Below are 13,385 nucleotides of genomic sequence, written 5' to 3'. Positions count from 1 at the left end.
GGGAGGCTCAGGCGTGGGTGCCGGATTCCAACGGCAACGGCCGCTGTTCGCCCGGCACGGCGGCACCGCGCATCGGGCACCGCTTTTGTTCGAGGTGCGCCACGAATTCGTCCTTGAACTCCCGGAAGAAACTCGTCAGCGGCATCGCGGCGCCGTCCGCAAGCGGACAGAGCGCGCGCCCGCTGATCATTCGCGTCAGATTCGCGATATTCTCGAGATCCCTCGGCACGCCTTCGCCGCGTTCGAGGCGCGTGAGGATTTTCACGGACCACGCCGTTCCTTCGCGGCACGGCGTGCACTGTCCGCACGATTCATGGGCGTAGAACCGCATGATATTGGTGAGCGCATCCACCGCGCACACGGTGTCATCCAACACGATGACGCCCGCGGAGCCGAGCATGTTTCCGATCTTGCCCAGGGAATCAAAGTCGAGCGGCGTACCGAACTGTTTCGGGCCGAGAACGGCCGCCGAACTGCCCCCCGGAATGATCCCCTTGATTTTCCGGCCTTCCGGCACGCCGCCGCCGTACTCCAAGACCAACTGCTCGGCGGGGATGCCCATCGGAAGTTCGTAGATGCCGGGTTTTCGCACGCGGCCGGAGATGCAAAAGAGTTTGGGTCCCGGGCTCTTTTCCGGACCGATCTTTTTGAACCATTCCGCGCCGTGGCTCAGGATCGGCGGGACGCAGCAGAGGGTTTCCACGTTGTTGACGATCGTCGGCTGGCCGAAAAGCCCTCTGATCGCGGGGAAGGGCGGTTTCACGCGAGGCTGTCCGCGGTGACCTTCCAGAGATTCGAGCAGCCCCGTTTCCTCGCCGCAGATGTAGGCGCCGGCGCCACGGGCCACGAGAACATCGAGCGCGTAGGACGTGCCGAGAACTTTTTCGCCGAGGATTCCTTTGGCGTACGCCTCGCGGATCGCCTCGCGCAGAATGTTCGCGCCGTCGGTAAACTCTCCTCGGATGTAGATGAACGCCGTCCGGCATTTGATCGCGTAGGACGCGATGATGATCCCTTCGAGGAGCAAATGGGGATCGCCCTCGATGAGGAGCCGGTCCTTGAACGTTCCCGGCTCGCTCTCATCCGCATTCACGGCGAGATAACGCACCGGGGCCGCCGCCGGGATGAAGGACCATTTGTTCCCGGTGGGAAATCCGGCCCCCCCCCGGCCGCGAAGGCCCGAGGACTTGACCGTTTCGATGACCTCCTCCGGTTTCATGGCAAGGGCTTTTTTCGCCGCCTCGTACGCGCCATGCGAAACGGCCACGTCGATTTTTTTCTGCTCGGGGTCGCGCGCGTACCGGGTCAGGATCGGTTCCATCGATGCCTCAAGCTCTCGCCGAGCCGTTCGCCCCGGCTCTTTTGCGGCAGACATGGATCAATTCTTTCACCTTCTCGCGCTTCACGCCGTCGAACTTCTGATCGTTCACCATCACCACGGGCGCCTTGTCGCACGCGCCGAGACATTCCACCTTGAGGAGCGAGAACTGGCCATCCGGCGTCGTTTCCCCGGTTTCGATTTCGAGCTGCTTTTCAAACTCGCCCACGGTATCGAGCGCGCCGTTGAGCGCGCAGGAGATGGTGGAACAGACCGTCACCACATTCCGGCCCATCGGTTTTCGAAAATACATCGTGTAGAAGGTCAACACCCCTTCGATGTGGGATCGGCTGACTTCCAGGAGCTTCCCGACGACATCGACCGCCTCATCCGGAACGTAGCCCGCCTGCTGCTGAACCAAGTGGAGGGCATAGAGCAGGCCGGCCTCCTTCTTGGGGCAGTGTTTCAGGTAGCCGTTCAGGTCGTCGAGCCCCGCCTGGGAAAACTGGAAGGCCATGTCTATTCGGGTCTCTTCGTAAGCGGAAACTCTTTCCGCATCGGGAATTCTTTGTAGTCCGCGGGCATCAGGATGCGCAGGAGTTCCGGATGGCCTTTGAAGCGGATGCCAAACATATCGAATACTTCTCTTTCCATCCAGTTTCCGCCGGGCCAGAGATCCACGCAGGTCGGCACTTCGGGGTCCTCTTCGGGCACCGGGACTCGCACGCGCAAGGTGGCGTTCCGGGAAAGTGAGAGGAGAATATAGACCACAGAGAAGCGTTCGCCTTTTGGATTGAGCGGACCGTTCTTCAGCGTAAGCCAATCCACCGCGGTCAGATCCTCCAGCATTTCAAACCCCGCGGCCTTGAGCGCGGTCAACACGTCGATCATGGACGCACGGTCCACCACGAGGGACGTTTCGCCGCGAATCTGATCCACGCGCTGGATGGCCGCACCGAACCGTTCCTGGATCGCCCGAACGATTTCTTCCATAACGAGCGGAATTTAGTAGCATGTCGCCTCTCTTTTCACAATGCGGAGCGCTATGATAATGTGGACTCGTGAATTCCGCACTCTCCGCGCCATCGCGGGCATCCTGCCCGCCGAAAACGTCGAGAGTACGGCCGGCCTCACGCCGGACCGCCTTGAGAAGGCCCGTGCCTCCCATTTCCACCGGAGATCGTCCTCGTTCGACCGGGGAGCTGTTGGCCACGCCGCTCCGGGACCTCGGCCTTCGAGTGGAAGGCACGCAACTCGAAACATGCGCTCAGGAGCTCGTGGCCGAATTGCGGAAAGCGGGGATCGCGCACTTGAATCCGGATTTCTACCTCGGATTCGAATACGGCGTTCCCTCCAAGTCGCGAAGCATGTCCATGCTGTTCATGGATGCCGCGACGAAGCCGGACCTGTTGGCCGCGCTCGCGGAGAACGGCGAACGCCCGTGCACCCCCCGTGAAGTTCGCATGTGCATGCGCCACGAATCCGGTCATCTCTTCTGCTATGCCTACGAGCTTTTTGAGCTGGAAGAGTTCAGGACGACCTTTGAAGTGGAAGGGGATTACCTCGACTACCCGCACTGGACCAAGCCGTGGAAGGGAGATCCGGAGAGTCCCAAGCATGTGAAGTACCTGGAAGTGGAAAAACTCGCGCCGGCCTGTTACGCGCAGAAACACCCGGATGACGATTTCGCGGAGACGTTCGCCGTCTGGTTGGACCCGGCCACCCGGTGGCTGGAAAAGTATTCCGATCGACCGATCGTTCTTGGGAAACTGGAGTATGTCGGCCGCCTGGTGAAAGAATGGGGAGGGCGACGCCCCAAGATCACGCGAAGGAGCAGCCGGTTCTCGATCGCCCGCTCCTCCATGACGCTGAGGGAGTATCTGAATTGGGAATAGCCCGCGATTCCCTGCACGAGCGCACGACGAAGCCGCTCTCCGAGATCAACGTCACGCCGTTCGTGGACGTCATGCTCGTGCTCCTCGTCATTTTCATGGTCACCGCTCCGCTGCTGGAACAGGGAATCAGCGTCGAGCTCCCGCGGAGCGTCGCCGGGAAGCTGGTGGAGCAGGAGAAACAGATGACGCTCACGCTGACGAAGGACCGTCAGATCTTCCTCGACAAGCAGAAGATTACACTCGAAGGGCTGGATGTGCGGCTCCAGAAACTTGCGCGTGAGAATCCGAAGACCTCCATCTTCCTGCGGGCCGACCGGGGTCTGCCCTACGGCTACGTGATCCGCGTTGTCGGCAAAATCCGCGAGTCCGGCCTCTCCGACCTCGGGCTCGTCACGGAACTCGAGGAGAACCGGTAGCCCCTGTATCCGCGAGCCGCTTTCCAATTTCGACGTTCCGCCGGAAATTGACAAGATGGCGGAACGCGGCTAAGAAAACGGGACCACAACCGGAGAATCGAAAACCACCATGGCACGAAAAATCAGGCTCCTGCTCGCGAAGGCAGGACTCGACGGGCACGACCGCGGGGTCAAGGTGGTTGCCCGCGCACTCAAAGAGGCTGGCTACGAAGTCATCTACACCGGCCTCCACCAGACGCCCGAAATGGTGGTCCAGGCGGCCGTCCAGGAGGACGTGGACGCCATCGGACTCTCGCTTCTCTCCGGCGCGCACAACACGCTGTTTCCGGAAGTCCTCCGTCTCCTCAAGGAAAAGAAAGCGGACAGCGTGGCGGTCTTCGGCGGAGGAATTATTCCCGACGATGACGCCGATACGCTCCGGAAGAAGGGCGTGAAGGGAATTTTCGGCCCGGGCGCCTCCCTGGCGGACATCATCAAATGGGTCCAAGAAAACGTTCGCCCTCGGGCGTGAGCCTTGAGCCGTTCGACCCGATCCAAGTCGCTCCCTGATCCGAAATCTGAAAGCCCGGCCGACCCGGTGGGGCAAATCCGGGGAGGCGACGTCCGCTCCGCAGCTCGCCTCATGCGCGACCTCGATGACAACATCCCCGGCTCTCGCGACGTCCTGAAAAAGCTGTTCTCCGCTCCTTCCGCCGCCACCGTGATCGGGATCACCGGACCGCCGGGTGTGGGCAAGAGCACGCTGATCGACCGCCTGATCGATCTCTACCGGGCGAAGAAGAAGAAAATCGGCGGCATCCTCGTCGATCCGACCAGCCCGTTCTCCGGCGGCGCCATCCTTGGAGACCGGGTACGGATGCAACGCCACTCCACCGATCCGGACGTTTTCCTCCGCTCGCTGGCCACGCGCGGCCACCTCGGCGGACTCTCGCGTTCCGCATTGGACATCCTGGCCGTGATGGAAGCCATGGGAAAGGATGTGGTCCTGCTCGAAACCGTCGGCATCGGCCAAGCCGAAGTGGAAATCTCCGAGGTGGCCCACACCACGCTCGTGGTGCTCGCGCCCGGCCTTGGCGACGGCATTCAGGCCATCAAGGCCGGCATCCTGGAGATTGCGGACATTTTTGTGGTAAACAAAGCCGACCGCGAAGGCGCCGATCGGACGAAGATGGACCTCACCACACTCGTTGAAATGGAAGGCGAGCGGGCGGGCTGGACCCGTCCCGTTCTCTCCACCGTGGCCGCGGAAGGAAAAGGATTGGAAGAGCTGGTTGATGCGATCGAAAAACACCACGCCTACCTCGACACCTCGCGGCAGTTCGAGCAGAAGAAACGGCGCCGGGCGCTCCGGGAGCTGCTGATCGCCCTGCAAGACACCATCGATACCCGCGTGCTGAAGAAGTTGAAGGACGCCGGACGGCTCGATGCGGTCCTAGCCGAGATCATCCAGCGAAAATCCGATCCCTACTCGGTGGCCGAGAAGTTGCTCAAGAAGGAACTCGCCTGAACATGCGGAACCACTCGGGATACATCGTCGGCCATGGGGGGATCGCCCCTGAAGATTCCGGAAGCGGCCAGGAGGGCCACGTGAGACTTCGCGGAAGGGGAGGAGAGGCCGGACCGAACATTTTCTACGGTTCCGTCGGACGTGGATTCCCCATTCTGTTCTGCAATGGGATCGGCACGTCCACGTTTTTCTGGAAGCATCTCCTGTTGCACCTCAAGGATCGGTGCCAACTGATCACGTGGGACTACCGCGGTCATGGCCGGTCCGAGCGGCCCAAGGATCTCAAACAAACCTCCGTGCAGGTCAATGCAACCGACGCAAAGCTTCTCCTGGACCACCATCACATGAACAAGGCCGTGCTGGTGGGCCATAGTTACGGCGTGCAGGTCATCCTCGAGTTCTACCGACTTTTTCCCGACCGCGTTCTCGGCCTGATTCCCATGCTGGGAACCTACGGCCGGCCGATGGACACGTTTTTCGATTCCGGGGTCGGTCGCGTGCTTTTTCCCGTGGTGTATTGGGGTGCGAGAAAGAAGACGCAATCGGCGAAGCGCGTGGCCCGAGCGGCCATCGAGAGCCGCTACATCGCCAACCTGGCGGAAGTGATGGGGGTCGATCCCGAGATCGTCCGTTCAGGCGAATTCAACGAATACTTCCGGCACATCGTCGACCAGCTCGACTTCCAGGTTTTCGCCGAGATGGCCAAGCACATGCAGGAGCACACGGCGGAGGATCTGCTCGATCAGGTGAAGGTGCCGACGCTTGTCGTCAGCGGCAGCAAGGACAAGTTCACGCCCGACTGGATTTCCGAGCGCATGGTGGAGAAGATCCCGAACGCCGAACATCTGCACATTCCGAACGGAAGTCACGGCGCGATGTTCGAGCAGCCGGAACTCATCAACCTGCGCTTCGACCGATTCCTGCTCGACCACTACAACGTCCCCCTTGGCCGCCTCACACCGGTGAAAAAAGTTTCCCGGAAGCCTTCTGGCCGCCGTCCGGCCAGGCGACGCCGGCGATAGTTATCTTCCGACGCTGAAGGTCAGGCCGAAGGCGTAGACGCGGCCGCCGCTCTCGAAGCCCGGCCAGCCGGGATTGTCCCGCGCATCCTCCACATTGAAGGCGGACTGGACCGCGGTGGTCAGAAGCTCTTGACGGGTTGCTTCCTTCATCGTTCTCCTCGGAATCATGAAGTGAGCCTGTCCGAAAAGATCGAAGGACGCCACGTAGCCCTCCGCCGGCAGCCGGAAGCCGAGACCTCCGGAGAGGACGTTCTTGTGGTTGTCGACGTAATTCGTGCGTCCCGTCTGCCGCGGCACCGGCGTGGGCTCGAAATCGTATCCCCCGCGCAAGACCCACATGGGTCTCCAGACGTACTCCACCCCTACGCGCGGGCTGTAGGTGTCGTTGAACGCGGGTGCCGGCCGTTCATTGTGAAGATCGCGGTACCGGCTCCACCGATACCACACAAGGTCTCCGGTCAAGCCGAGCACGTCCGAGAACCGGTACGCCGCCCCGAGGCCCGCTTGTGACGGCCGAAACTGAACCCGGAAATCCAGGAGCTGATCCGAGAACTGGTGGAAATCCTCAACTTCGACCTTGCTGAGCCCCCGGATGACAAAACTCTCACTGTCGCGATACACCGCGCCGAGCCGCAGGCGTTCCATCGGCCAGAACAGGAGTCCATAGGTCAGGCTGTTCGTATTCTGCTGGTCGCCGCGCAAATTGATGAACGCTTTGCTTTGGTCCAGGACGTCCGCGAGATACACATCCGTATCCGTCTGGGAGAACGTGAAAAGGGAAATGCCCGCGCCAAAAGACACCAGGCGGTGCGGACGAAACGCCACGGCCGGCATGACCACCTGGCGCTGGAAACGGCCCCCATAGAATTCGAAATTCAGTTTGTTGGAAAAGAAAGCCTCGCGCTCGTCCGGGAAATAGGTGCGCTGGAGTTGGAGCCGGAAAATGGGGATCTGGAAATTCAGACCGGACCTGAACCATGGTGTTCCGATGCCATCCACCATGCCCATGCCCACATTGTAGGAATTGATGATCGGGTTGCCGATGTCGCCGCCCGTCGGGTTGCGCACATAGAGATCGTCCACGGCAGCAAGGGTGGCGATCGAAAAATGGTCCAGCCCTTCTCCATCCGGGATGAGAAACATCGTGGCCGGGTTGTAGTAGACCGCCGAGAGATCGCGTGCGTCGGCCACCTGGGCGTTGCCCATGGCGGGGCCGCGGCCTCCGAACCCGAATGTGTCCTGCGGATTGGCGAACGCGGGACGGGTCCCCGTGAGAGTGGAGGGCGCCGCCATGGCGGCGAGGAGGAGCCATCTTCGAATGAAGATCATCATTCGGTCGCACCTCCAAGAAGACTTCCCAAAAAGTCCTTATATCGCACGAACGGCGGAAGCGGACGAAGCGTGGTCATGACGAACCCGAGGCTTTCCTCGCGCGCCATGCCTCCATGGGTGGATTCGAGCCGTGTCCAGAAGCGGATGTCGCTTCGACCGTAGAACGTGCCCGGCTTGAGGCTCAGGAGGATCGTCGCCGGATTCTGCACGAGCGACTCGAAGGCCTCCGCCGTTCTTTCGAGCGCGTTGGGATAGGCCGAATCGGCCGTGGCGTCGAACCATCGCCGGGAGGAGGCGAATCCATTCGAGTCCAGATAGCCCGAGTCTCCCATGTTCTTCATGACGGACCGGTAACCCAACGGATCGCCCTCCTCCGGGCGGTACGCGTAGGAGTCGGATGACCGGTCGTGCTCAATTCGGGCCAGTTGTCCACCATGCCGCACAGTGTACATCCCCTTTTCGCCGGAAAACACCATATCGACACACGACAGGCCCGCGATGGCCGCGGCCAGTTCCTCGGACTCCTCGCGGGCCGCGTGCAGGGCCACGCTGCTGATGAGACCGAACGTGGGCACGACCACGCTTCTGCGCCCTGAGACCCGGTCCTCCACGCGGTAACCCCGTTCTCGAAGGAACCGCGTTACCGGACAGAAGCGCGATATTCCCTCCGCGTTGCCATGATCGGAAAAGATCAGGGCATCGAAGGGTTCACCGGCCTTTTTCCGCATGACCTCCAGGAATTCCGCAAGGACGCGCAAGTAGGCGACCGCCCCCTCGTGGCCGGTCTGGTGAGCCACCACGTCCCCCGATTCGAGGTACGTCACGATGATGCGCGATCCGGGCGACAGGGGCGAATGGAAAGCCGCCGGGTTCGCTGCGAATCGTTCGATGGCGTCGGAGCGGAAGAACCGCCAGAGATCGAATCCGAGTAGAAGTTTTGGGAAGAGATTGTTCGGGATCTCCCAGAACCGCGAATCGGCGTAGTGGAGGAGACCGTAGTAACTCTGCCGGCTCCGTTCGAACTTCGTCGCCCGAAGATAACTCCACGTGGTTCCGGCCAGGGCGTGCCGGGTCGTGTCGTAGTAGATCTCCTCGTAGCCGGGGACGGGACCCGCGTGGAACATGCCGGACATCGAGACGTCGGTCAGACTGGGAAACGGGGCGATGTTTCCCGAGGGCGGATGGAATCCCGGAAAAGCGCCTTCCTCCCAAACCTCCTTTGCGGCATCGAGCGAAATCCCGTCCAACGCAAGGACCAGCAGGGGCCGATCGTCCGCCGGAAGTTCGGCGGGCCACAGGGCTTGAGCGACGAGACCGGCGGCCACCATGGAGATCCCCGCGATTTTCGTCATCCTTCCCCGCCGTATTGTATGACAAATTAGGCCAGGTTGAGCCAATGAATCCGTATCACTACAATACGCCCGTCGTGGGCCGACCCATTCGATGGATCGCATGCTTCTGGGGCGCCTTGTGCACCCTCGCGGCCCCCCCCCCGTGTTTTGCGCGACTCATCGTCGTGCCCGTGCCGATGTTTTCCCTCAACCCGACCACGGGCTACAACGCCGGATTGATTCTTTCCTTCACCGAAATCGAGAACGAGTTCACCGAATCGATCCTTGCCCCTTCAGGGAGCTACCACGAATCGTACGGGCCGATGGGCACTTTCCGCTATTACCGATACACGCCGGAGGGAAACAACTGGCGGGTGTACAGCTCCCTGGGCGGCAAGAACTATCACGAGTCGTATTTCGACTTTCGCGTCCCACGATGGTGGAAGGATCGGGTCGGGTTTCGAGGGAGGGCGCTGCTCATGCGTGATCCGGCTTTCCGCTTCTACGGCTACGGAGCGGGGACCACGCCGCGCGATGAATCGCACTACGCCTACGTGGATCGGGGCGGATACGGCACCATCGCTTTCATTCTCTCGGAACGGCTCGAACTCGGCCTCGATTTTACTCTCCATCGCGGCGAGGTCCGCCCCACGCACGTCGGTCCACGTGAAGAATACACCCTTGAGAAGTGGCGCGACCTCGACGGCCTGCGGGATGCGTTCATCCACTCCGAGGGTTACACGCTACGCTACGACTCCCGCGATCGCCAGAACCTTCCCCACAGCGGATCGCTTGCCTCCCTGGGCATTCGCGGTTCATGGCGGGAGGCCGGGAGCGGGGCGGACTACTGGGCGTGGGGTGGCGAGGTCAGAAGATATGTGTCCTTCGGCGGGGAGCGCCTGGTGCTGGCCGCACGGCTTTTCTTGGATCAGATGATCGGCGACCGTGACACTCCATTCTTCGAGCGGCCGACGCTGGGTGGCAAGTGGAGCTTCCGGGGATACGGTTACAACCGGTTCACCGACTGGGGTCGCGTCGCGGGTTCGGTGGAGCAGCGATGGCTGTTGGCACGGGCGAAGATTCTCAGGGTGCCCGTGGCGCTCGAACCGGCCGTCTTTGTCGAGGTGGGGCGCGTCTTCGGTTCTTTCGGGGACCTTGCGCCCTCCGGGCCGTGGGCGAGGGCCTTGGGGGGCTCGTGGCGCTTCATCGTTACGAACAGCCTGGTGGCTTCCATCGATGTGGGCGTCAGTCCAGAGGGTCCCGCCGCTCACGTCTCGCTGGACTACCCCTTCTAGCGACTATCGAGGCTAAGCCTCCATAGTACGCGGCGGTGGGTTGAAAACAGGAGGGCTTTGAGGGAAAATAGTCACTCCCACGGATAGGGGTCAACGGGTGCGGAATCTCAGGATGAAGCGGATCACCAAGAAAAAGCGGAAAGAGTCTGCCTTCATGATGAAAACATTGCGGCTCGTGCTGCGGGTCAGTTTCGCGTCCATCGCGCTCAGCCTCGGCTTGGGGGTCGGAGTCCTTTGGTATTACACCAAAGTCATTCCGGACGTGAAAAGCATCCTGAAACACTACGAGCCATCCACCGTCACCACTTTTTATGCGCGGGACAACAGCGTCATCGCCGAATTTTTCAGCGAGAAGCGATACATCGTCCCGCTTGAGAGCGTGCCCAAGCACGTCATGGATGCATTCGTGGCGGCGGAGGACCAGCATTTCTACAAGCATAAAGGCATCGACTACTGGGGCATCGCGCGCGCCCTCGGCCGCAACGTGCTCGCGGGAGAGGTGGTCCAGGGGGGAAGCACGATCACCCAGCAGCTCACGCGGAGCATCCTGCGCTACCGAGGCCGCAGCTATTCGCGAAAAATCAAGGAGGCCCTCCTCGCGTTCCGGATCGAGAAAAACCTCTCCAAGGATGAGATTCTCTACCTGTACCTCAATCAAATCTTCCTCGGTCACGGCGCCTATGGCGTGGAGGCGGCGGCCCAAATGTATTTCCACAAATCGACCCCTGAGTTGACCGTGGCCGAGGGGGCCTTCTTGGCGGGCCTGGCTCCCGCGCCCAACACCTATTCGCCCTACAACAATTCGGAGCAGGGAAAGAATCGGCAAAAATATGTCCTCCGGCGGATGGTGGAAGATGGATACATCCCGGAGGCCAAGGCAACGGAGGCGTGGCAGCAGCCGCTCCCACTCTACCCTCAGCCTTCCGACACCGTCTATGCCGCCCCCTACTTCGTTGAGCAAGTCCGGCGTCACATCGAGTCGAAATACGGCGCCCATGCGCTTTACTCACAGGGATTGAAAGTCTACACCACCGTGGAACTCGGAGCCCAGGAGGCCGCCGAGGGGGCCGTGCGCCGCGGGCTCGAACGCCTGGACAAGGCGGAAGGCTATCATGGGCCGCTCCGCAAACTTACGGGTCCGGGCGAGGTCGAAGCCTATCTCACCGAGCTGTTCGACCGACAATCGAAGCTTCAACCGGGAGACCGCGCCGAAGGAGTGGTCACCGCGGTGATCAAGAGCAAGCGCGAGCTTCGGCTCGACCTGGGCGGCCGGATTGCCACGGTCAGACCGGATGACTACGCCTGGCTGGCGCCGGGCGAGGGCCGATCGGCGCTCAGGCTTTTTGCCGTGGGCGACGTGCTTCCTCTTCACATCAAGAAGCTTTCCGGCGAACAGGAAGCGACCGTGGCGCTGGATCCGGAGCCGGGAATTCAAGGGTCCATCCTGGCGACGGATGTGAAGACCGGCGAGGTGCGTGCGATGGCCGGCGGATACGATTATTCCAAGAGCCAGTTCAATCGGGCGACGCAGGCGAAGCGACAGCCGGGGAGCGCGTTCAAGCCCATCATCTACGCCGCGGCGCTCGAAAAAGGATTCACCGCCAGCACGATGATGTACGACACACCCGTGGTCCTTCCATTCCGCCTGCACGACGATGAGGAAATGTGGAAACCCCGCAACTTTGAGAAGGAGTTCCAGGGTCCGACCACCTTTCGCGAGGGACTGATCCATTCCCGGAACATTGTGACGGTGAAAATTCTCCGGGAGATCGGTGTGGATGCGGCCATTGAATTCGCCCGTCGGGTGGGCGTTTCCGTCGACCTCGATCGCAACCTCTCCCTGGCGCTTGGATCGTCGGCGCTGACCTCCGTGGAACTGAGTCTGCCGTATCTTGTCTTCGCCAGCGGAGGGCGCCGGGTGGAGCCGACGTTCATCCGCGCCGTATACGGTCGCAGCGGGGAACTATTGGAGGGGAAAGACATTCTGCATGGAAAAAGCGTTCCAAAATCGATCGTTCAGCTCGGAGATCAGCAGTACGAAGTGAAAGAGGCCACCGGGGAGCAGGTGATGACGCCGCAAATCGCCTACCTCACCACGCACCTCATGAAGGAAGTGATCTGGTTTGGGACGGGCCATCCCGTTTCCGTTCTGGGCCGGCCCGCCGCGGGGAAGACGGGCACGACCACGGATTCCCGCGACGCCTGGTTCGTCGGTTACACGCCGCAGCTCCTGGCGACGGTGTGGGTCGGGCACGACGACGCACACAGCATGGGAGGACGAGCTACGGGCACGGCCTATGCCGCGCCGATTTGGTTGGATTTTATGCAGAAGGCGCTGGAGAGCGAGCCGGTGGAAGAGTTCACCGTCCCCGAAGGCATTGTGTTTGTGAAGATCGACGCGGACTCGGGCCTCCGCGCCATCGACAGCAGCAGGAAAGTGGTTTACGAAGCCTACCTCGCCGGGTCCGAGCCGCAGCAGTACGCCCCGGAACCGGACCAACTCGACCCCAACAAGTTCTACGAGAACGATCTGGGATTCTGAGGAAATTTTCAATTCTCAGCTATCAATTGTCAGTTCCGGAAAATGGCAATTGAGAATGGACCATTGATCATTGGCCCATTTCCCTTCGGATGCACGGAGGAATAATGGACAAGCTTGAACTTGCTTTGATTCTCTCCCTGATCGCCGCGTTCATTCGTCCGGTCTACGCTGCCGAAGCGGAGGAGGAATCCGAACCGGTCGTGGAGGGCACGATGCTCGGCGGCGAAGTCATCCTGAGCCCGGCCGGCGCCACGCTCGGCCCGAGCTTTCAATACTGGGGCGAAAACATCGGTCTCCGGCTGGGGCTGGCCATGAGCCTGTTACGGGGGAATTTCGAGATCGGCGATACGTCCGCTGACGCCGACCAGACGGCCACCTCATTTGGCGGCGACGTGCTCCTCGGCCTGCCCTCGAGCAGATCGAAACCCTATGTGAGCATCGGCGTCCAGCGGTCGTCCACCGAGCAGGAGCAGAACGATGGGAAATCCACGACATCCGCCGAGCTCAGCAGTACGGAGCTGAATGTGGGACTGGGCGTGGATTTCGCCGCAGCCGAAAACGCGGTCATCGGTGTGGGCCTGATGCGGTTTGGTTACGTCCTGAGCGGAAGCCTGAAGTCCGGTTCGGACAAGGCCGACCTCTCCGGCTACGCGCTTGGCCTCCTTAGTTCCTTCAGCGTCCGCTACGTTTTCTGAGGGACCGCTTCCACCTGTCCGGTCGGCCTGTT

General features: G+C 61.3%; 13 protein-coding genes. 8 read left to right on the top strand and 5 right to left on the bottom strand.

The genetic code is table 11. The features are described from left to right. Positions 1 to 7: 7 nt before the first annotated feature. Genes nuoF through HYT87_03385 form a run of 3 tightly spaced genes read right to left on the bottom strand, consistent with a single transcriptional unit; the run spans position 8 to position 2,311 of the window. On the bottom strand, positions 8 to 1,321 hold the full coding sequence (gene nuoF, locus HYT87_03395) for an NADH-quinone oxidoreductase subunit NuoF (GenBank protein ID MBI2058792.1): 1,314 nt from the start codon (positions 1,319 to 1,321) through the stop codon (positions 8 to 10). 7 nt (positions 1,322 to 1,328) lie between these two features. Further along, positions 1,329 to 1,835, bottom strand: a complete 507-nt coding sequence (gene nuoE, locus HYT87_03390; GenBank protein MBI2058791.1) for an NADH-quinone oxidoreductase subunit NuoE — start codon at positions 1,833 to 1,835, stop codon at positions 1,329 to 1,331. Positions 1,836 to 1,837: 2 nt separating this feature from the next. After that, positions 1,838 to 2,311, bottom strand: a complete 474-nt coding sequence (locus HYT87_03385) for an NADH-quinone oxidoreductase subunit C (protein ID MBI2058790.1) — start codon at positions 2,309 to 2,311, stop codon at positions 1,838 to 1,840. Between the two features lie 164 nt (positions 2,312 to 2,475). On the opposite strand from HYT87_03385, the gene HYT87_03380 reads away from it, so the two are divergent. From HYT87_03380 to HYT87_03360, 5 genes are all read left to right on the top strand, one after another. Further along, positions 2,476 to 3,213 (top strand): hypothetical protein, encoded by a 738-nt coding sequence (locus HYT87_03380; GenBank protein ID MBI2058789.1) that lies wholly within the window; start codon positions 2,476 to 2,478, stop codon positions 3,211 to 3,213. Beyond that, the gene (locus HYT87_03375) at positions 3,117 to 3,629 is read left to right on the top strand and encodes an ExbD/TolR family protein (GenBank protein ID MBI2058788.1); all 513 of its coding nucleotides are present in this window, start codon (positions 3,117 to 3,119) and stop codon (positions 3,627 to 3,629) included. The genes HYT87_03380 and HYT87_03375 overlap by 97 nt, the downstream gene beginning before the upstream one ends. 109 nt (positions 3,630 to 3,738) lie before the next feature. Continuing rightward, positions 3,739 to 4,140, top strand: coding sequence for a cobalamin B12-binding domain-containing protein (locus HYT87_03370; GenBank protein MBI2058787.1), 402 nt, complete (start codon positions 3,739 to 3,741; stop codon positions 4,138 to 4,140). Between the two features lie 111 nt (positions 4,141 to 4,251). Then, positions 4,252 to 5,136, top strand: a complete 885-nt coding sequence (gene meaB / locus HYT87_03365; protein ID MBI2058786.1) for a methylmalonyl Co-A mutase-associated GTPase MeaB — start codon at positions 4,252 to 4,254, stop codon at positions 5,134 to 5,136. A 2-nt stretch (positions 5,137 to 5,138) separates the two neighbouring features. After that, on the top strand, positions 5,139 to 6,158 hold the full coding sequence (locus HYT87_03360; GenBank protein ID MBI2058785.1) for an alpha/beta hydrolase: 1,020 nt from the start codon (positions 5,139 to 5,141) through the stop codon (positions 6,156 to 6,158). Here HYT87_03360 and HYT87_03355 read toward each other — a convergent pair whose 3' ends face one another. Together HYT87_03355 and HYT87_03350 are read right to left on the bottom strand one after the other, a co-directional pair. After that, positions 6,159 to 7,490, bottom strand: a complete 1,332-nt coding sequence (locus HYT87_03355) for an outer membrane protein transport protein (protein ID MBI2058784.1) — start codon at positions 7,488 to 7,490, stop codon at positions 6,159 to 6,161. It lies immediately after the preceding gene. After that, entirely contained in the window at positions 7,487 to 8,842 is a 1,356-nt protein-coding gene (locus HYT87_03350; GenBank protein MBI2058783.1) for a hypothetical protein, read from the bottom strand. Before HYT87_03350 ends, HYT87_03355 begins: the two co-directional genes overlap by 4 nt. Positions 8,843 to 8,886: 44 nt before the next feature. On the opposite strand from HYT87_03350, the gene HYT87_03345 reads away from it, so the two are divergent. The 3 genes from HYT87_03345 to HYT87_03335 all read left to right on the top strand — a co-directional run bounded on the left by HYT87_03345 (position 8,887) and on the right by HYT87_03335 (position 13,353). After that, positions 8,887 to 10,116 carry a BamA/TamA family outer membrane protein gene (locus HYT87_03345; GenBank protein MBI2058782.1) on the top strand — a complete coding sequence of 410 codons (1,230 nt, stop codon included), beginning with the start codon at positions 8,887 to 8,889 and terminating at the stop codon, positions 10,114 to 10,116. A 112-nt stretch (positions 10,117 to 10,228) separates the two neighbouring features. Then, positions 10,229 to 12,658, top strand: coding sequence for a PBP1A family penicillin-binding protein (locus HYT87_03340; protein MBI2058781.1), 2,430 nt, complete (start codon positions 10,229 to 10,231; stop codon positions 12,656 to 12,658). A gap of 104 nt (positions 12,659 to 12,762) precedes the next feature. Then, a complete protein-coding gene (locus tag HYT87_03335; GenBank protein MBI2058780.1) occupies positions 12,763 to 13,353 on the top strand; it encodes a hypothetical protein in 591 nt (196 codons plus the stop codon). Positions 13,354 to 13,385 lie beyond the last annotated feature (32 nt).

The sequence above is a fragment of the Nitrospirota bacterium genome (genome assembly GCA_016180645.1).
Lineage (GTDB): Bacteria > JACPQY01 > JACPQY01 > JACPQY01 > JACPQY01 > JACPAV01.
This window is presented reverse-complemented; position numbering and strand designations above follow the sequence as displayed.

Bases quoted from the DNA above. Each gene is read 5' to 3' on its own strand.
- HYT87_03375 (MBI2058788.1), top strand. From the start codon at position 3,117: ATGGGGAGGGCGACGCCCCAAGATCACGCGAAGGAGCAGCCGGTTCTC.
- HYT87_03345 (MBI2058782.1), top strand. From the start codon at position 8,887: ATGAATCCGTATCACTACAATACGCCCGTCGTGGGCCGACCCATTCGA.
- nuoF (MBI2058792.1), bottom strand. From the start codon at position 1,321: ATGGAACCGATCCTGACCCGGTACGCGCGCGACCCCGAGCAGAAAAAA.
- HYT87_03370 (MBI2058787.1), top strand. From the start codon at position 3,739: ATGGCACGAAAAATCAGGCTCCTGCTCGCGAAGGCAGGACTCGACGGG.
- HYT87_03340 (MBI2058781.1), top strand. From the start codon at position 10,229: ATGAAGCGGATCACCAAGAAAAAGCGGAAAGAGTCTGCCTTCATGATG.
- HYT87_03385 (MBI2058790.1), bottom strand. From the start codon at position 2,311: ATGGAAGAAATCGTTCGGGCGATCCAGGAACGGTTCGGTGCGGCCATC.
- HYT87_03355 (MBI2058784.1), bottom strand. From the start codon at position 7,490: ATGATGATCTTCATTCGAAGATGGCTCCTCCTCGCCGCCATGGCGGCG.
- nuoE (MBI2058791.1), bottom strand. From the start codon at position 1,835: ATGGCCTTCCAGTTTTCCCAGGCGGGGCTCGACGACCTGAACGGCTAC.
- HYT87_03335 (MBI2058780.1), top strand. From the start codon at position 12,763: ATGGACAAGCTTGAACTTGCTTTGATTCTCTCCCTGATCGCCGCGTTC.
- HYT87_03360 (MBI2058785.1), top strand. From the start codon at position 5,139: ATGCGGAACCACTCGGGATACATCGTCGGCCATGGGGGGATCGCCCCT.
- HYT87_03350 (MBI2058783.1), bottom strand. From the start codon at position 8,842: ATGACGAAAATCGCGGGGATCTCCATGGTGGCCGCCGGTCTCGTCGCT.
- meaB (MBI2058786.1), top strand. From the start codon at position 4,252: ATGCGCGACCTCGATGACAACATCCCCGGCTCTCGCGACGTCCTGAAA.